Annotated in this window: 14 protein-coding genes; 6 read left to right on the top strand and 8 right to left on the bottom strand. The window is 61.5% G+C overall.

Going from position 1 to position 17132, the window contains the following annotated elements; translation table 11 throughout:
- Nucleotides 1-59: 59 nt before the first annotated feature.
- The 4 genes from mmsB (at nt 60) to POI8812_RS01980 (ending at nt 4948) form a co-directional block, all read left to right on the top strand.
- Nucleotides 60-929 carry a 3-hydroxyisobutyrate dehydrogenase gene (gene mmsB, locus POI8812_RS01995; RefSeq protein WP_108780846.1) on the top strand — a complete coding sequence of 290 codons (870 nt, stop codon included), beginning with the start codon at nt 60-62 and terminating at the stop codon, nt 927-929.
- A 223-nt stretch (nt 930-1152) separates the two neighbouring features.
- Entirely contained in the window at nt 1153-2367 is a 1215-nt protein-coding gene (locus POI8812_RS01990; RefSeq protein ID WP_108780845.1) for an acyl-CoA dehydrogenase, read from the top strand.
- Nucleotides 2368-2466: 99 nt separating this feature from the next.
- Nucleotides 2467-3762: a surface lipoprotein assembly modifier gene (locus POI8812_RS01985; RefSeq protein WP_108780844.1), complete on the top strand. Its 1296-nt coding sequence runs from the start codon at nt 2467-2469 to the stop codon at nt 3760-3762.
- On the top strand, nt 3752-4948 hold the full coding sequence (locus tag POI8812_RS01980) for a TIGR03862 family flavoprotein (protein ID WP_108780843.1): 1197 nt from the start codon (nt 3752-3754) through the stop codon (nt 4946-4948). Before POI8812_RS01985 ends, POI8812_RS01980 begins: the two co-directional genes overlap by 11 nt.
- A gap of 116 nt (nt 4949-5064) precedes the next feature.
- Here POI8812_RS01980 and POI8812_RS01975 read toward each other — a convergent pair whose 3' ends face one another.
- The 8 genes from POI8812_RS01975 to POI8812_RS01940 all read right to left on the bottom strand — a co-directional run bounded on the left by POI8812_RS01975 (nt 5065) and on the right by POI8812_RS01940 (nt 14873).
- Nucleotides 5065-5349 carry a GNAT family N-acetyltransferase gene (locus tag POI8812_RS01975; RefSeq protein WP_108780842.1) on the bottom strand — a complete coding sequence of 95 codons (285 nt, stop codon included), beginning with the start codon at nt 5347-5349 and terminating at the stop codon, nt 5065-5067.
- Nucleotides 5349-6986, bottom strand: coding sequence for an ABC transporter ATP-binding protein (locus tag POI8812_RS01970; protein ID WP_108781480.1), 1638 nt, complete (start codon nt 6984-6986; stop codon nt 5349-5351). Before POI8812_RS01970 ends, POI8812_RS01975 begins: the two co-directional genes overlap by 1 nt.
- Entirely contained in the window at nt 6976-7797 is an 822-nt protein-coding gene (locus POI8812_RS01965) for an ABC transporter permease (protein ID WP_162844887.1), read from the bottom strand. The genes POI8812_RS01970 and POI8812_RS01965 overlap by 11 nt, the downstream gene beginning before the upstream one ends.
- 16 nt (nt 7798-7813) lie before the next feature.
- The gene (locus tag POI8812_RS01960; protein ID WP_108780840.1) at nt 7814-8770 is read right to left on the bottom strand and encodes an ABC transporter permease; all 957 of its coding nucleotides are present in this window, start codon (nt 8768-8770) and stop codon (nt 7814-7816) included.
- On the bottom strand, nt 8771-10354 hold the full coding sequence (locus POI8812_RS01955; RefSeq protein WP_108780839.1) for an ABC transporter substrate-binding protein: 1584 nt from the start codon (nt 10352-10354) through the stop codon (nt 8771-8773).
- Between the two features lie 34 nt (nt 10355-10388).
- Complete coding sequence (locus POI8812_RS01950) at nt 10389-12359, bottom strand: CocE/NonD family hydrolase (RefSeq protein WP_108780838.1); 1971 nt, start codon at nt 12357-12359, stop codon at nt 10389-10391.
- A gap of 182 nt (nt 12360-12541) precedes the next feature.
- Nucleotides 12542-12841: a GNAT family N-acetyltransferase gene (locus POI8812_RS01945; protein ID WP_162844857.1), complete on the bottom strand. Its 300-nt coding sequence runs from the start codon at nt 12839-12841 to the stop codon at nt 12542-12544.
- A 73-nt stretch (nt 12842-12914) separates the two neighbouring features.
- On the bottom strand, nt 12915-14873 hold the full coding sequence (locus POI8812_RS01940; protein WP_108780836.1) for an ethylmalonyl-CoA mutase: 1959 nt from the start codon (nt 14871-14873) through the stop codon (nt 12915-12917).
- Between the two features lie 253 nt (nt 14874-15126).
- Between POI8812_RS01940 and POI8812_RS01935 the strand changes: the two genes are divergently transcribed.
- A complete protein-coding gene (locus tag POI8812_RS01935; protein ID WP_245895203.1) occupies nt 15127-15624 on the top strand; it encodes a roadblock/LC7 domain-containing protein in 498 nt (165 codons plus the stop codon).
- A 61-nt stretch (nt 15625-15685) separates the two neighbouring features.
- Nucleotides 15686-17059, top strand: a complete 1374-nt coding sequence (locus POI8812_RS01930) for a 1-acyl-sn-glycerol-3-phosphate acyltransferase (RefSeq protein WP_108780835.1) — start codon at nt 15686-15688, stop codon at nt 17057-17059.
- Nucleotides 17060-17132 lie beyond the last annotated feature (73 nt).

Genomic DNA, 17132 nt, shown 5'->3' with positions numbered 1-17132 from the left:
CCGGTCAACCAATGCGGCCCCGGATCAGGTCCGAGGCGTGCCATACCGGGAGAAACACCATGAAGATCGGATTTATCGGGCTTGGAAATATGGGCGCACCGATGGCCGCAAACCTTGTCGCGGCAGGGCATGAGGTGACGGGCTTCGATGTTGCGGGTGTGACGGTCGAGGGCGTTGCGCAGGCGGGCTCCGCCGCTGAGGCTGCATCTGGGTGCGACGCGGTGATAACAATGCTGCCCAATGGTCAGATCCTGCGCGACGTCTATGCCCAGATCGTGCCCGCCGGGCAGGCGGGGGCCGTGTTCATCGATTGCTCCACCGTGGATGTGGACAGCGCGCGGGAGGCTGCGATCACGGCGGAGGATGCAGGCCTTCTTCCCGTTGATGCGCCGGTGTCGGGCGGCGTTGGCGGTGCGGCGGCGGGCACGCTGACCTTCATGGTCGGCGGCTCTGACAAGGCATTTGCCAAGGCGCAGCCGCTCTTTGAGATCATGGGCCAGAAGGCCGTGCATTGTGGCCCTCCGGGCAACGGGCAGGCGGCGAAGATCTGCAACAACATGATCCTCGGCATCACGATGATCGGCACGTGTGAGGCCTTCGCGCTGGCCGACAAGCTGGGTCTCGACCGGCAGGCGATGTTCGATGTCGTTTCCACCTCCTCAGGCTATTCGTGGAGCATGAACGCCTATTGCCCTGCACCGGGCGTCGGCCCGCAAAGCCCGGCGGACAATGACTACAAGCCGGGTTTCGCAGCAGCACTGATGCTCAAGGACCTGCGGTTGAGCCAGCAGGCGGCTGAGAGTGCGGGCGCGATCACACAGATGGGCGGCCGCGCGACCGAGATCTATGAGCGCTTCGTTGAGATGGATGAGGAGGGGCGCGACTTCTCCGCCATACTTCCGTGGTTGAGCGATCCGGCGAAGGTTTAGGTTATCCGGCCGGTTGCGACCAGCATCCGGCCAGCGCCCGACCTCCCCCCGGGAGGGCGCTTTTGCACCCGTCCGAGATGCGCAACCATAGTGCGGGCTTGAGCGATAAAGCACTTCGGGCGAGCCGGTGGGGCGCCCACCCGAGGTCGGGCGCTGGCCTCCGTCGGCGTCGCATTGAACCCCGCTCGCTAACCCGCGATACTGCAAACAAAGGAGACATGACATGCCCGACGGACAGATCACAGGCCACGGCCCTTCGCTTGCGTCTTTCACATGGGACGATCCTTTCCTGCTGAACGACCAGCTGACGGAGGAGGAGCGGATGCTCTCCGACGCGGCGCGCACCTTTGCGCAGGACAAGCTTCTGCCGCGCGTCACCGATGCCTACCTGAACGAACAGACCGACCCTGAAATCTTTGCCGAGATGGGGGAGATGGGTTTGCTGGGCGCCACGATCCCCGAGGCCTATGGGGGCTTGGGCGCGGGCTATGTCAGCTATGGCCTCGTCGCGCGGGAGGTGGAGCGGGTCGACAGCGGCTATCGCTCCATGATGTCGGTGCAATCCTCCCTCGTCATGTATCCCATCCACGCCTATGGATCCGAGGAGCAGCGGCAGAAATATCTGCCCAAGCTCGCCTCCGGCGAATGGATCGGCTGTTTCGGCCTGACCGAACCGGATGCGGGCTCTGACCCGGCGGGCATGAAGACGGTCGCGAAAAAGACCGATGGCGGCTACGTGCTGAACGGCGCGAAGATGTGGATCTCCAACAGTCCGCTGGCGGATGTCTTCGTCGTCTGGGCGAAGTCCGAGGCCCATGGCGGCAAGATCCGGGGTTTCGTGTTGGAGAAGGGCATGAAGGGCCTCTCCGCCCCCAAAATCGGCGGAAAACTATCGCTTCGCGCCTCCATCACCGGCGAGATCGTTATGGAGGGTGTCGAAGTCGGCGAGGATGCGCTCCTGCCTAATGTCGAGGGGCTGAAAGGGCCGTTTGGCTGTCTCAACCGCGCACGCTATGGCATTTCATGGGGCACGATGGGCGCGGCAGAGGATTGCTGGCACCGTTCGCGCCAATACGGCCTCGACCGGCACCAGTTCGGCCGACCGCTGGCGCAGACGCAACTGTTTCAGAAGAAGCTCGCGGACATGCAGACAGAGATTGCGCTGGGCCTGCAGGCCAGCTTGCGCGTTGGGCGGCTGATGGATGAAGGGCGTGCGGCACCCGAGATGATCTCCATCGTCAAACGCAACAATTGCGGCAAGGCGCTCGACATCGCGCGGCTCGCCCGTGACATGCATGGCGGCAACGGCATTCAGGCCGAATACCACGTGATGCGGCACGCGCAGAACCTTGAAACGGTCAATACTTATGAAGGCGCGCATGATGTCCATGCCTTGATCCTGGGGCGGGCACAGACGGGCTTGCAGGCTTTCTTCTAAGCTACATGCCACGGCGCAGGCTAGTCTGGTAATCTGCGGGGGCGGGCCATAGTCTCGCCCCCAACGACCTTTCCGCTTGGCCAAGTCAGGACTGCCCCTGTGTTTTGTATCCTTCGTGCGCTGTTTCTCGCGCTCATCGGTGTGCTGCCTGCCGTAGCACAGGACGACCTTTCTTATGCGGACCTGACGCAGAACCAGCAAATTGGTGTCATCCAAACCATGATCGAGGCCGGTCAGCTGGATGAGGCCGAGGTGCTGTTGGCCGTCACGCCGTTTGATGATGGTGATGCAGAATACGAGGCCGCCTTTCTGCAAGCGGTCATATTGCGCCTGCGCGGTGATTTCGCCGGGGCTGAAGCGATCCTGCGAGACATTCTGGCCGTAAGGCCGGAGTTTCGGCTGGTGCGCCTCGAACTGGCACAGGTGCTTGCCGCACAAGGTCGGCGGGAAGGGGCGGGCTATCAGTTTGGCATTCTGGCTGAGACCGCAAATTCCACGGCCGAGTCGCAAGAGCTGGACACGATGATAAGCGCGCTGCAACCCGGATCGGGCTTTCAACCCTCTGCGTTTCTGACGATCGCGCCGTCAACGAATTTCAACAATGGGGCCAGCGCGCAAACCGTCCTGATCGGGGGTCTTCCGTTTCGCATTTCGAATACGGCTCAGTCCGGTGTTGGTGTGCGCTATGGCGGGGCGCTCACCTTTACGGACGCCGTTTCCGAGGACACGCAGATCTATGCAACCCTGCATGCGCAGCGCGATGATTATCGCGCGCGCGCATTCGACACGGACACTGCGGGCGTGCGGTTGGGTGTCCAGCATGGGACAGAGCGGGACCGTTTCACCGCCGAGATCTTCGGCAACCGGCGTTGGGTCAATGGCGAACAATTTGATGATGGGTACGGCCTGCGTCTGTCGGTTCGTCATGCCATGACGCAGCGCCTTGCCTTTGATGGCAGCACGGCGATTGAACGGCGAGACTATGACAACGGCACAGACAGCATCCGGCGAACGCTGACGTTGGGGCTGGGCTATGCCGTCAACCGACAGTTTGGCGTGCGTGGCGGGGTGCGCTTTGACGGCCAGAACAGCGCCGTTGCCAATCTCGACTATGACGCTATCGCGCCGACGGTCGGGGCTTATTACCGCTTTGACAATGGCTTGCTGGTCGATGTCTCCTACGAGGCGGAAGATCGCAGCCACGAATTGATCATTCTTGGAACGCGCCGCGAAGATGAAACAAGCCGGACGCGGTTGGCTGTGCAGTGGGACAGGCTTCGGCTGGGGGATGTTGTGCCGTTGATCACCTTCACCCAGACCAACAATGCCTCAACCCTGACACCGTTTTCCTATGATGCGCGTGGTGTCGAGCTGACCTTTTCCCATGCCTTCTGACCTAAAGGTCGATGTTCTGGTTGTCGGTGCCGGCCCTGCGGGGCTGGCAGCAGCAGAGGTGGCGTCTGCACAGGGCGCGCGGGTGCTGGTGGTCGAGCGCATGCCGAGCATTGCCCGAAAACTGTTAATGGCCGGTAAATCCGGTCTCAACATCACTAAAGATGCCAGCGTCGATCACGTCATTGAAGCCTGCGGCAGACCATGGCTGGCACCGATGCTGCGGGCCTTTGGTCCGCAGGAGGTCCAAGACTGGATGCGCGGTCTCGGACAGGAGATTTTCACAGGCTCGTCGGGTCGTGTTTTCCCCGTCGCAATGAAAGCGTCTCCGCTCGTGCGCGCATGGGCAAAACGGCTGGAAGATCAGGGTGTGCAATTGTGGACCCGCGCGGTCTGGCAAGGGTTCGATGTGCCGGTTCTGACGGAAGACGGACCACGGCAAGTTATTGCGAAATCTACGATTTTCGCGATGGGCGGGGCCTCTTGGGCGCGTTTGGGATCGGATGGCGCTTGGGCAAAGACCTTTCAGGCCGAAGGAATTGATCTCGCGCCGTTTCAGCCCGCAAATATGGGCTTCGACCTGCGCTGGTCGGAGCCGATGCTGCGTCACGCCGGAACGCCGGTCAAAGCGGTCCGCGTCATGGCAGCTGGGGCAGAGGTCAGTGGTGAATTCGTGATCACCGAACGCGGGATCGAGGGGAGCGCCATCTACGCAATCTCAGCCGCTGTTCGGGAGGCGATGGGAACGGACGGCCTGGCGATCTCACTAGACCTCGCACCTGATCGAAGCCTTGACGCGCTGACCGGGCGCCTCTCGCGACCCCGCGGAAAAATGAGCCAATCCAACTACTTGCGCAAGGCAACGGGCCTGCAAGGTGTGAAGATGGCTCTGTTGCGTGAGGGTGGACCCTTGCCGCAGGAGGCACGCGCGCTGGCTGAACGGATCAAGGCGGTGCCGCTGATGTTGCGCGCGACGCGGCCTTTGGATGAGGCGATTTCGGTCGCGGGCGGTGTGACCGAGATGGCTCTGGATCGTGACCTGAGTTTGCGCGCGCGGCCAGGGGTTTTCTGCGCCGGAGAGATGCTGGATTGGGAGGCGCCTACAGGTGGCTACCTGCTGACAGCCTGCCTTGCGACCGGGCGCTGGGCAGGGGCAGCAGCCGCACGATTTGCCGCGAAGTCGACCTGAATACGCTGTGCACAACCCGTACACAGAACGTACACAACCCGTGCACCGAAAAAGCAGACGCCGGGGACCGCACAAGCGGATGGGATTTGGATATTTGAGCCAATCCGAAGCGGACGTCAGACCTGAAAGACGTCTGCCCAGTCAGGATGCTTTCGCCGTTCGGCGTTCACGAAGGGGCAGAGAGGGATGATCTTCCAGCCTTCTGCGCGGGCGTCAGCCACAAGCTGTTCGGCCATGCGTCGCCCCGCGCCTGTTCCACGAAGGGCGTCGGGCACCCCCGTATGATCGACAATGCGCAGCTTGGGGGATGTGATGGTGAAGGCCATTTCGGCCTCCACCCCGTTTTCGGTCAGGACATAACGGCCGTGAGAGCCTTCTTCCTCGCGCCGAATGTCCGCCATCAGTTGCCCGCACTTTCCATCTTGCGATGGGCCATGACCTGTTCGAGCCAGCCGAGTTCCATTTCTGGAACAGAAGACAGGAGCAGATCGGTGTAATCGTCGAAAGGCGGTGTCAGCACCTCGGTCTTGGTGCCGTAGCGGGCGAGGCGGCCCTTGTACATCACGGCAATCGAATCCGCGATGGCGCGCACGGTCGCAAGATCGTGGGTGATGAACAGATATGCCACGCCCTCACGCGCCTGAAGATCGAGCAACAGCTTCAGGATGCCGTCGGCCACCAGAGGGTCGAGCGCGCTGGTCACCTCATCACAGATGATGACATCAGGATTCGCAGCCAGCGCCCGCGCGATACAGACCCGCTGTTTCTGTCCACCCGACAGCTCCGCGGGGTAGCGGCCCGCGATGTCGGCGGGCAGTTCGATCTTGTCGAGCAGTTCGGCGACCTTCTCGTCCCGCTTGCGACCCTTGATGCCGAAATAGAATTCCAGCGGGCGGCCGATGATCGTGCCGATGGATTGGCGCGGGTTCATCGCGGTGTCGGCCATCTGATAGATCATCTGGATGCGGCGCAGATCCTCGCGTGGGCGGGATTTCTGATCAGGGGTGAGCGTGCGATCCTCAAACGTGATCTCGCCAGAGCGTGGGGGCAGAAGCCCGGTCAACACCCGGGCAAGGGTCGATTTGCCCGAGCCGGATTCGCCCACAACCGCGAGCGTCTGGCCCGGATGCAATTCGACGCTGACATCATCGAGGATCTTTGGCCCGCTGCCATACCCGGCAACGATGTTCTTCATCTCGATGATCGGTTTATCTGTCGGGACCTTTTCCTCGTGCGTGATGGAGCGGACGGAGACGAGCGCCTTCGTATACTCCTCTTGCGGGTCCTCGATGATCTGCTTGGTCGAGCCGTGTTCGACGGTTTCCCCGTTGCGCAGCACCATGATCTCATCCGCGACCTGTGCGACCACTGCGAGGTCATGGGTGATGTAGAGTGCCGCCACGCCGGTGACGCGGATCGCGTTCTTTATCGCGGCAAGAACGTCGATCTGGGTGGTTACGTCGAGCGCGGTTGTCGGCTCATCAAACACGATCAAGTCGGGTTTGGGGCAGAGCGCCATGGCGGTCATCACCCGCTGCAACTGCCCGCCAGAGACCTGGTGCGGATAGCGATCCCCGATATTATCGGGATCGGGCAGAGAGAGGGCGGCGAACAGTTCGCGCGCGCGGGCCATCGCCTCTGGCTTTGACATGATGCCATGCTCAAGGCTGGCCTCGATCACCTGATCGATCAGCTTATGCGCAGGGTTGAAGCCAGCCGCCGCGGATTGCGAGACGTAGCAGACCTCCTTCCCGCGAAAGCTGTTCAGCCCCGCACGGTTCAGATCGAGGATGTCGCGGCCATTGACCCAGACCTCCCCCCCTGTGATCTCCACCCCGCCGCGACCGTAGCCGAGCGAGGAGAGGCCGATGGTGGATTTGCCGGCGCCGGATTCGCCGATCAGGCCGAGGACCTTACCCTCTTCCAGCTTGGTCGAGACGCCGTGCACGATGGTGATGTCGCGCGGACGCTCACCCGGTTCACGGACGGTGACGCCGATCTTGAGATTGCGGATGTCTAGGAACGTATCACTGGCCACCACGGCCCCCTTTCAGATCGGTCGTGCGGTTCAGGATCCAGTCCGCGATCAGGTTCACCGAGATGGCAAGCAGCGCGATGGCCGCCGCCGGGATCAAGGCCGCACCGATGCCGAAGACGATGCCATCCTTGTTCTCTTTCACCATGCCGCCCCAGTCTGCCTGCGGGGGCTGGATGCCAAGGCCCAGGAAAGAGAGGGCGGAGAGGAAGAGCACCATGAAGATGAAGCGCAGGCCCAGTTCGGCCACGAGGGTCGAAAGAGCGTTGGGCAAGATCTCACGCGTGATGATCCACCAGCGGCCTTCACCGCGCAGTTTCGCAGCCTCAACGAAGTCCATGACATTGACGTCCACGGCCACTGCACGGCTGAGGCGGAAGACGCGGGTGGCGTCGAGGACACCCATGACGAGGATCAGGGTCAGCAGGCCCGGCGGCAGGACCGACAGGACCACAAGGGCGAAAATCAGGGTCGGGATCGACATCAGAAGATCGACGAAGCGCGACAGGATCTGGTCGGTCCAGCCGCCCACAACGGCGGCGGTCATGCCCAGAAGGGAACCGGTTGTGAAGCTGACCAGGGTTGCCAGCGCCGCGATGGTGAGTGTGGTTTGCGCGCCGTAGATCATGCGGCTGAAGAGGTCGCGCCCGAGGTTGTCAGTACCAAGCCAATGTGTCGCGCTCATCGGTTCCCACACGCCGCCGACCACTTCGGCCATGCCGTAGGGCGCGATGAGCGGTGCGAAGATGGCCGCCAGCACGAAGCAGGTGGTGGAGATGATGCCGATCCAGGCGGAGATGGGGATTGTTTTCAGGTCCATGTCTTCGCCCTCACTTCGGATGCCGCAGGCGCGGATTGGTGAGGATCGAGACCACATCTGCGACGAGGTTCAGCCCGATATAGATCGCCGCGAAGATCAGGCCGCAGGCCTGCACCACGGGGACGTCTCGTTTTGACACGTGATCGACCAGATATTGCCCCATGCCGGGATAGTTGAAGATCACCTCAACCACGACGACGCCAACGACCAGATAGGCCATGTTGAGCATCACCACATTGATGATCGGCGCGATGGCATTGGGGAAGGCGTGGCGGGCAATGATCTTGAAGGAGCCGAGGCCCTTAAGCTCTGCCGTTTCGATATAGGCCGATTGCATCACGTTCAGGATTGCGGCGCGGGTCATGCGCATCATGTGCGCGAGCACCACGAGTGTCAGCGTCAGCGCAGGCAGGAACACGGCCTCAAGCTTTGCAAAGAAGCTCATCCCGTCATTGATGCGGGCAAGCGACGGGAACCAGCCGAGGTTCACGGCAAAGAAGACGATCAAGAGGTAGCCGATGAAGAATTCAGGCAGCGAGATCGAGGCGAGCGTAGAGGCGGAGATCAGCTTATCGGGCCAGCGGTCCTTGTAGCGGACGGCGACGAGGCCGAGCAGAATGGCCAGCGGAATGGAGATGACCGCGGCTACGGACGCCAGGAAGAGCGTCGCTGAGAGGCGTTTTCCGACAGCCTCCGAAATATCGGCGCCAGATGTCAGCGCGGTGCCAAGGTCGCCTACGAGAATGCCGCCCAGCCAATCGAAGTAGCGGGTGAGGGCGGGTTCGTTCAGCCCCAGCTCTTCGCGCAGATTGGCGAGGCTTTCGGGCGTGGCGGACTGGCCGAGAATGGATTGGGCGACATCGCCCGGCAAGATCTGCGTCCCCGCGAATATCAACGCGGACACAGCGAGGAGCAGGAGAGCGCCCAGCGCAAGGCGCTGGGCGATCAATTTCAGGGCGGGGTTCATTTAGCCCACGACCCACATTTTCATGGGTGCCATGTAGTTCATCAGGTCGAAGCCCTTGGACGGGCCCCAGCCTGCGACTTCGTCGCTGGTCGCGTCGATGTAGTTGTTGAACATCGGGCAGATCAGGCCGCCTTCTTCGCTGACGATGGTGCCCATGTCGGCATACATCTGACGGCGGGTGTCCTGGTTCAGTTCACCGCGTGCAGCCACCAGAAGCTGGTCGAACTGCTCATTGAAGAAGCGGGTATCGTTCCAGTCGGCAGTGGAGAGATATGCTGTCGAATACATCATATCCTGCGTCGGACGACCGCCCCAATAGGAGGTACAGAACGGCTGGTTGTTCCAGACTTCGGACCAGTAGCCATCGTTGGGCTCACGACGGATGTCGAGCGTGATGCCCGCTGCTGCTGCCGACTGCTGGAACAACTGGGACGCATCCGGTGCACCCGGGAAGGAGTTGTCGGACGTGCGCAGCAGGATCGAGCCCTCGTGGCCGGACTCGCGGAAGTGGAACGCGGCTTTCTCAGGATCGTAGGTGCGCTGCTCCATCGCCTCGAACAGCGGGTAGGCTGCGTTGATGGGCGTGTCGTTGCCGACCGAGCCGTTGCCGAACAGGATCTTCTCAACCATTTCTTCGCGGTTGATCGCGTATTTCAGAGCCAGACGCAGGTCCTTGTTGTCGAACGGCGCGGTATTGGCGTGCATGATGAACACGTAGTGACCGGCCGACGGCTCGGAATGCACGGTGAGGTTCGGGGCGCGACCCACGAGGGAGGCAACCCGCGGCGGCACACGGTTGGCCATGTGGACCTGACCGGACTGAAGTGCGGCAACCCGTGCCGTGTCGTCGTTGATGACGAGCAGTTCGATGGTTTCTGCGTTGCCGAGGTCAGCATCCCAGAAATCGGCGTTCTTCTCGAACACGGTGCGCACGCCTGCCTCATGCTCTTTGAGCACATAGGGGCCGGAGCCGATCGGGTTCGCAGGATCATCCTTGCCGCCATTGGGCTGAATGGTCAGGTGGTAATCCGACATCAGGTAGGGAAGGTCAGCGTTCGGGCTGCCCAGCTCGATGATGAAGTCGCGGCCTTCGGCGCGCATGCTGTCGATGCCCTGCAACAGGCCGAGGGCGCCGGACTGGCTATCTTCACCGGCGTGACGCTCCATCGTGGCAAGCACGTCTTCCGCGGTCAGCGGCTGGCCGTTGTGGAAAGTGATGCCGTCGCGAATGCGGAAGGTCCAGGTCTGCGCGTTGGGGGAGGAGGAATATTCCTCTGCCACGCGCAGGTCGAGGCCGCCATCGGCGTTCAGTTCAACGAGGCACTCACCCCACAATTTGTTGAGCATTGCGGCGGTGGCGTTCGTGGCCAGTGCCGGATCGAGGCTGTCGGTGGAGGAGCCGCCCTGAATACCGACGCGGATGGTGCCGCCCTTGACGGCGCCTTGTGCGTAAACGGCGGAGGACAGCATGGTGCCTGCGAGACCTGCGGAGACGCCGAGTGCGCCTGCGCGGCCCATGAAGGCGCGACGGTTGAGGCGGCCTGCGGCAGCCATGCGTGCTAGGTACTTAAGTTCATCTGACATAATGGGTTCTCTCCAACTGTGGGTTTTCCGTTTGTTATGATATTGGCGCGCCAAGCCGGGGAATATCCTCGGCCCAGTCCCGCTCGAAAAGGCAGGTATCGCCTTCGAACGCGCGCAGACTGGTGCTCAGGCGGAAATGCGTTTCATCCGCGATGAGCGTTGTTTCAAGTTCGGTTCTGGCGGTTATGTCACCACGGGACAGCGCCCGATCCCATTGGATCGTGGCTTTCACATCGTCCGTACTCTCTGGATTGATGGACCAACGTTCTTGAACGCTGCTGCTATTTCTAAGGCCGTGGGACAGGTCCTGGGTCTCTCCATGATCCGCAATGATTGTCAGTGTGCGGTAGGATTCGTTGGTATTCCAGCCCTTTGTTTCGGTTCCCTTGCGCAATTGGGTATGGGTTTGGGCGGTTTCGGGCGGGTTCGGCTGCATTTCGGGTGTCTTGATATTTGAGGTGTCAAGACATGGAACGGTCAGGATGCCCGCAGTGACCGTCAGGTTCGCATTGCCCGGTTCGGGGAAGGCAAAGGGCCAGTAGCTGGGCGCGAGTGCGAGGCGCAAGCAGTGGCCCGGGGCCAGTTCATAAGCGCATTGGTCGAGTGCGAGCGTGACGGTGACGGGCTGTCCGGTGGTCAGCGGTTCTGCCACCTCGAACCCGTTGCGGAACGCCAGATTGAGCAGGCCGTAAGAGATCAGCGTCGAGGCCCCGTCCGGGGCGACGTCGCAGAGGCGTGCGACGAGCTGGGCGCGTGGCTGGTCGGCGCTGAGCGTGATCTCCACGGTCGGGGCGCCAACGATGGCCAGTGGAGTCTCAAGCGGGGGGCCGTCAAAGCACAAGGCGCGGCTGTCATCCTCCTGCTGGTTGTCCGGCAACTCCCCCGGACCGAAACCAAAGGGAAAGTACTCCCCACAACATTCACCATGGCGGGGGACGGATTTCGCCACGCGTGAGAACGGGGTGGCTTCTCCCAGACCATCTGCGCCGAGGGGGAGAGCCGTCTGGGATATCTCCTTTGCCGGCCAATCCTGAAGCGCGACCCAGCGGCCCGGGCGATGGGCATAGGCCGTTGCAGGGGCTATCCCATCCATCAGGTAGATCCGCGCGGCCGGATCATCCGCCACCCCAGTCTCCTCCCCTTTCAGCCAGTGATCCCACCAGCGGGCAGCCTCTGCCACATAGTCGAGGCGGGGTTCCGGCGTGGCGATATGGGGGTATTTGTGGTTCCACGGCCCGATGATGGCCTTGGCGATGCCGGGCAGACCTGCGAGGAGATGTGCGGGCGTGTTGCGATAACCATCATGCCAACCGCCGATTGCGAGCACGGGAACTTCAATAGCGGCGAAATCCTCGCAGATTGAGCCGTGCTTCCAATAGGCATCGCGGGTCTGATGGCGGGACCAGATCGCGCCGAGATGGGGGAAGGTCTGCAATCGCTCCAACCAGATGGCGCGCCAGTCCGCCACAAGGTCGGGGTCGGGTGGCATCGTAAGCCATGAGGTTGCGGTCGCGTGCCAGCCGAGATTCTCGGCCAACATGCATCCGCCCTTGTAATGAATGTCGTCAGCGAAGCGGTCCACGGTTGAGCAAAGGGTGATGACAGCGGCGAGGCCGCGCGGTCGGCGGGCTGCAACTTGCAAACCGTTGAAGCCGCCCCACGAGATACCCTGAATGCCGACTTTCCCGGTGCACCAGCTTTGATCTGAGATCCAGGTGATCGTATCTTCGATGTCGGTCAATTCCTGCTCGGAATATTCATCATCGAACAATCCTTCGCTTTCACCTGCACCGCGCAGGTCGACGCGCAGGCAGGCATAGCCCAAGGCAGCGAAACGGGGATGCATTGTGGCGTCACGGGCAGCGGTGCCGTCGCGCTTGCGGTAGGGCAGAATTTCGAGGATTGCAGGTTTTGGATTGGTGGGGTCCATGCCCCAAATCCGCGCAGACAGCGTGATCCCGTCGCGCATTGGTATGCGCAGATCATGCTCATCATCGTCGGACATTGGCTCTCCCAGTCTCAATAGCGATTAGCGTAGCGCCAGTTTACGACATCGCAATGCAATGTTTGCGACATTGATAAGGCCAGATGAGACGGGTTCACGTGGAATGAGAGGGGATGCGTTTGCGTATTTGCTGAAAGACGCGGGCTTCGGGCAGCGTGGAGGCGCTGCCCGAAGCGGCTGATTCAGTTGACAAAGGCGTCGTGCCAGTCGGGATGTTTTTCTTTGGCGGAGGCAACGAAACCGCAGACCGGTTTGATCCTCCAGCCGCTATTGCGCGCATCGTTCACCATACGCTCGACCAGGGCGTGCCCGACCCCGGACCCCTGCAGGGCAGGTGGCACAACCGCATGGTCGGCGGTGCGTACATCTTTAGATGTAACGGTATACTGAAGCTCTGCCTCAAGCCCATCGAGAGCCCAAGTATATTTCCCTCGACCGTCCAATTCCTCGCGCTTGATGTCGTGTGCCTGAATCTTTTGCATTTCAAATTCCTTTCTCAAATACCCCGACATATCGGGGTGGGAGAAAGAAACGCGTCGCGGTGGTGTGTGTTCCCTATTCCGCAGCCTGCTCGACCGGGCAGACCAGTTCGACGAGGTCGAACATGATGCGGTTCAGTTCGAAATCCTTCGGTGTGTAGACGCGGGCGACGCCCTGTGCGCGTAGTTTGGCGGCGTCCTCCTCGGGGATGATGCCACCGACGACGAGGGGCAGGTCCAGTTTTTCGTCTCGCAGGCGGCGCAACGTCTCCTCCACCAGCGGCAGGTGGGAGCCGGAGAGGATGGAGAGGCCGATGACGTGGGCGCGGCCCTCACGGGCATTCTCAACCAGTTGTTCCGGCGTCAGGCGGATGCCGTCATAGATCACGTTCATGCCGGTGTCGCGGGCGCGCACGGCGATCTGTTCGGCGCCGTTGGAATGCCCGTCGAGGCCCGGTTTGCCCACGAGGAAGGTGAGGGGGCGGCCCAGACGGTTGGCGGCATCGGCCACGGCGTCGCGGATCTCATCAAGGCCCTGGGTCGCGTTGCTGACCGCTTTCGAGACACCGGTGGGGGCGCGGTATTCGCCGAATTCGGTCCGCATGGCGGTGCCCCACTCGCCGGTTGTGACACCTGCTTTCGCGGCGGCGATGGAGGCGGGCATGATGTTGCGGCCTTCGCGGGCCGCGGCGCGCAGGTCGGCGAGGGCTTGCTTGACCGCGTCGTCGTCGCGGGCCGCGCGCCATGCTTCGAGCCGCCCGATCTGTTCGGCCTCAACTGCCGGGTCCACGACCATGATACCGCCATCACCTGTGGTGAGCGGGGAGGCCTCGCCCTGCTGGTACTTGTTCACGCCGACGACGACGGTTTCACCCTGCTCGATCCGGCCGAGGCGGGCGGAGTTGCTCTCCACCAAACGGCCCTTCATGTAGTCGATGGAGGCGACGGCGCCGCCCATCTCATCGAGGCGCTTGAGTTCGTCGCGCGCACCCTCTTTCAACTCATTTACCTTGCGGTCTACGGCCGGGTTGCCGTCGAAGAGGTCGTCATATTCCAGAAGGTCCGTCTCGAACGCCATGATCTGCTGCATGCGCAGAGACCATTGCTGATCCCATGGGCGCGGCAGGCCGAGCGCCTCGTTCCACGCGGGCAGCTGCACGGCGCGGGCACGCGCGTTTTTGGACAGCGTCACGGCCAGCATTTCGATCAGGATGCGGTGCACGTTGTTTTCAGGCTGCTGCTCGGTCAGTCCGAGTGAGTTCACCTGTACACCGTAGCGGAAGCGGCGCAGCTTGGGGTCGGCCACGCCGTAGCGGCTCTCGCAGATTTCGTCCCACAGCTCGGTGAAGGCGCGCATCTTGCACATCTCGGTCACGAAGCGGATGCCTGCGTTCACGAAGAAGGAGATGCGCGCGACCATGCCGGGGAAATCTTCGGCGCTCACCCGCTCACGGACTTCATCAAGCACGGCCTGTGCTGTGGCGAGGGCAAAGGCAAGCTCTTGTTCAGGCGTCGCACCGGCTTCCTGCAAGTGGTAGGAGCAGACGTTCATCGGGTTCCACTTGGGCACGTTGGCATAGGTGTATTCCGCGATGTCCCCGATCAGGCGCAGGCTGGGCGCAGGCGGGAAGACGTAGGTGCCTCGGGACAGGTATTCCTTGATGATGTCGTTTTGCACCGTGCCCTTGAGAGTGGAGATATCGGCGCCCTGTTCCTCCGCCACGGCGATATAGAGCGCGAGCAGCCATGCGGCGGTCGCGTTGATCGTCATGGAGGTGTTCATCTGCTCCAGCGGGATCTGATCGAAGAGCGTGCGCATGTCGCCCAGATGGCTGACGGGTACACCGACTTTCCCGACTTCACCCCGGCTGAGAACGTGGTCGCTGTCATACCCTGTCTGGGTGGGCAGGTCGAAGGCGACCGACAGACCGGTTTGCCCCTTGGCGAGGTTCGCGCGGTAAAGCGCATTGGATGCGGTGGCCGTGGAGTGGCCTGCATATGTGCGGAAAAGCCAGGGACGATCTTTCTGGGCCATGTCACGACTCGCGGGTTGGTGCTGCACTGCGGCATGACATAGCGTGAGACATAATGTTGCGCAAGGTTGCCGTGTGGGAAAATGAAATTGCGACGATAATTTTTTGAACCACGCAGGGTACTTCGCTTCGAGGTGTCAGAAAAAAAATACAAAAAAGTGTAAACCAGCTGAAACTTCTGGTGCGTCAATTCGTAGCTATAGGCCAATGAGACGCCTGGCATTGGGCTTGCGCGCCATTCATGGAGTAGACGCCTTGAGACTTTTTGCACGTCGCGTAACCGGACCGGAGGATCACCACGTCACGACCGGCGAGGTCCTGCAATCCAACATCATCCGGATCGAGCCGACGGCACGCGAGGCGGATTCTCATACACCCACTGAAAGGGACAACTACATGCGAGATCTGGCAACACACGACATGAGCGCGCTCAACACCCTACCTGGTTTCATTGGCGCATGCCTTGTGGACAGCGAGTCAGGAATGATGATTGCGAGTGAGGGCGGTCACGATTTCGATCTGGAGACGGCGGCCGCGGTAAACACCGAAGTTGTCCGGGCAAAGATGCGGGCGATCCGGTCGTTGGAGCTGGATGATGAGATTGAGGACATCCTGATCTCGCTTGGCCGCCAGTATCACCTGATCCGTCCGCTTTCGGATGATGCGGGGATCTTCTTCTACGTCGCGCTTGATCGGGCGCAGGCAAATCTGGCCATGGCGCGGGTGACGTTGCGAAAGCTCGATATCCTCTGATCAGGGCCCTCAACGGCCGAAAGCTATGGACCCTGTCCCCGCGTCGGGGCAGGGTTGCGCCATGTTTGAGACCGTCGAGTTACCGATCTGGATTGTCGTGCTGGGGGGCATCGCGTTGGCGTCTCTCACACTCAACGCCGTGTTATTACCATCGGTGCGCTGGTTCTTTCGGGGGCGTGTGAACCGCCTGCTGAGCCGTGCGAATGAACGGTTGCGGCTGTCGCTGAAGCCCTTTGCATTGACCAAGCGACAGGTTCTTGTCGACCGTCTGACCTATGACCCCGTTGTAATCGAAGCGGTCGCGCAGGAAGCGCGGGAGACCGGCGTGCCACGCGAAGTCGTGGCAGAGCGTGCTGCCCGCTATGCAAAGGAAATTGTCCCGAGTTTCTCGGCAGCTGCCTATTTCCTGTTCGGAGTGCGGTTGAGCCGTTGGATTGCGCAGACGCTTTATCGCGTGCGGCTGGGGGCCTCGGAAGATCGGGCGCTGGAGGGGATCGACCCTGAGGCTACCGTCGTCTTCGTGATGAACCACCGCTCGAATGTCGACTACCTGCTGGTGACCTATCTGGCGAGCGAGCGTACATCGCTGAGCTATGCGGCGGGGGAGTGGGCCCGTGTCTGGCCGCTGGAACAGATTGCAAAGGCGATGGGGGCGTTCTTCATTCGTCGCAAATCCGAAAACCCGCTCTATCGCAAAGTGCTTGCCCGCTATGTTCAGATGGCGACCGAGGGTGGTGTGACCCAGGCGATTTTCCCCGAAGGCGGGCTGAGCCGTGATGGATCGTTGCGCCCGCCGAAATTGGGCCTGCTCTCTTATATGCTGGAAACGTTTGATCCTGACGGGGAGCGCGATGTCGTCTTTGTGCCCGTCGGACTGAATTACGACCGGGTTTTGGAGGATCGGATCCTCGTCGGCCATGAGGTCGATGAAAAGGGGCGCCCTCGGTTCCGGGCCAGCATCTGGGTTGGGATTGGCTTCTTTCTCAAACACATTTGGCTGCGCATTATCGGGCGCTGGCACAAGTTCGGCTATGCCTCCGTCAGTTTTGGTGCGCCCATTTCGCTGAAGGCGCTTGTCACTGATGAGGCCAATGCACGAGATCTGGGGCGCGTTCTGATTCGGGCGGTTGGGGCAGTGATTCCCGTACTGCCGGTGCCGCTGATCGCCACGGTGATGGCAGAAGCGGAGGGCTCGCTGACACGGGATGAAGTTGTGTCACGCGCAACAGCGCTGCGCGATGAGCTGGTTGGCCGGGGGGCACATTTCCACGTGGCGCGCAGTGATTTCGACTACACCGTCGAAGTCGGGCTGCGCGCCCTGGTGCGCCGTCGGATTTTGAAGCTGGATGGCGACTCTTACAGCGTAAACTCCGAACAGGTCGCGCTTTTGAGCTATTATGCCAACGCGATTGCGCATCTGCCGCGGGGCGAGTGAACTGCCGCATCGGTATACCGATGCAATCAAATCGAAACGTTTAACGCTTAGATTCCCCCTCAGGTTGTGTTAT

The organism is Pontivivens insulae (assembly GCF_900302495.1).
Lineage (GTDB): Bacteria > Pseudomonadota > Alphaproteobacteria > Rhodobacterales > Rhodobacteraceae > Pontivivens > Pontivivens insulae.
The sequence above is the reverse complement of the archived record's forward strand: the minus strand, read 5'-3'. Positions and strand labels throughout refer to the sequence as shown.

Bases quoted from the DNA above. Each gene is read 5' to 3' on its own strand.
- mmsB (WP_108780846.1), top strand. From the start codon at position 60: ATGAAGATCGGATTTATCGGGCTTGGAAATATGGGCGCACCGATGGCC.
- POI8812_RS01990 (WP_108780845.1), top strand. From the start codon at position 1,153: ATGCCCGACGGACAGATCACAGGCCACGGCCCTTCGCTTGCGTCTTTC.
- POI8812_RS01980 (WP_108780843.1), top strand. From the start codon at position 3,752: ATGCCTTCTGACCTAAAGGTCGATGTTCTGGTTGTCGGTGCCGGCCCT.
- POI8812_RS01975 (WP_108780842.1), bottom strand. From the start codon at position 5,349: ATGGCGGACATTCGGCGCGAGGAAGAAGGCTCTCACGGCCGTTATGTC.
- POI8812_RS01960 (WP_108780840.1), bottom strand. From the start codon at position 8,770: ATGAACCCCGCCCTGAAATTGATCGCCCAGCGCCTTGCGCTGGGCGCT.
- POI8812_RS01955 (WP_108780839.1), bottom strand. From the start codon at position 10,354: ATGTCAGATGAACTTAAGTACCTAGCACGCATGGCTGCCGCAGGCCGC.
- POI8812_RS01950 (WP_108780838.1), bottom strand. From the start codon at position 12,359: ATGTCCGACGATGATGAGCATGATCTGCGCATACCAATGCGCGACGGG.
- POI8812_RS01945 (WP_162844857.1), bottom strand. From the start codon at position 12,841: ATGCAAAAGATTCAGGCACACGACATCAAGCGCGAGGAATTGGACGGT.
- POI8812_RS01940 (WP_108780836.1), bottom strand. From the start codon at position 14,873: ATGGCCCAGAAAGATCGTCCCTGGCTTTTCCGCACATATGCAGGCCAC.
- POI8812_RS01930 (WP_108780835.1), top strand. From the start codon at position 15,686: ATGTTTGAGACCGTCGAGTTACCGATCTGGATTGTCGTGCTGGGGGGC.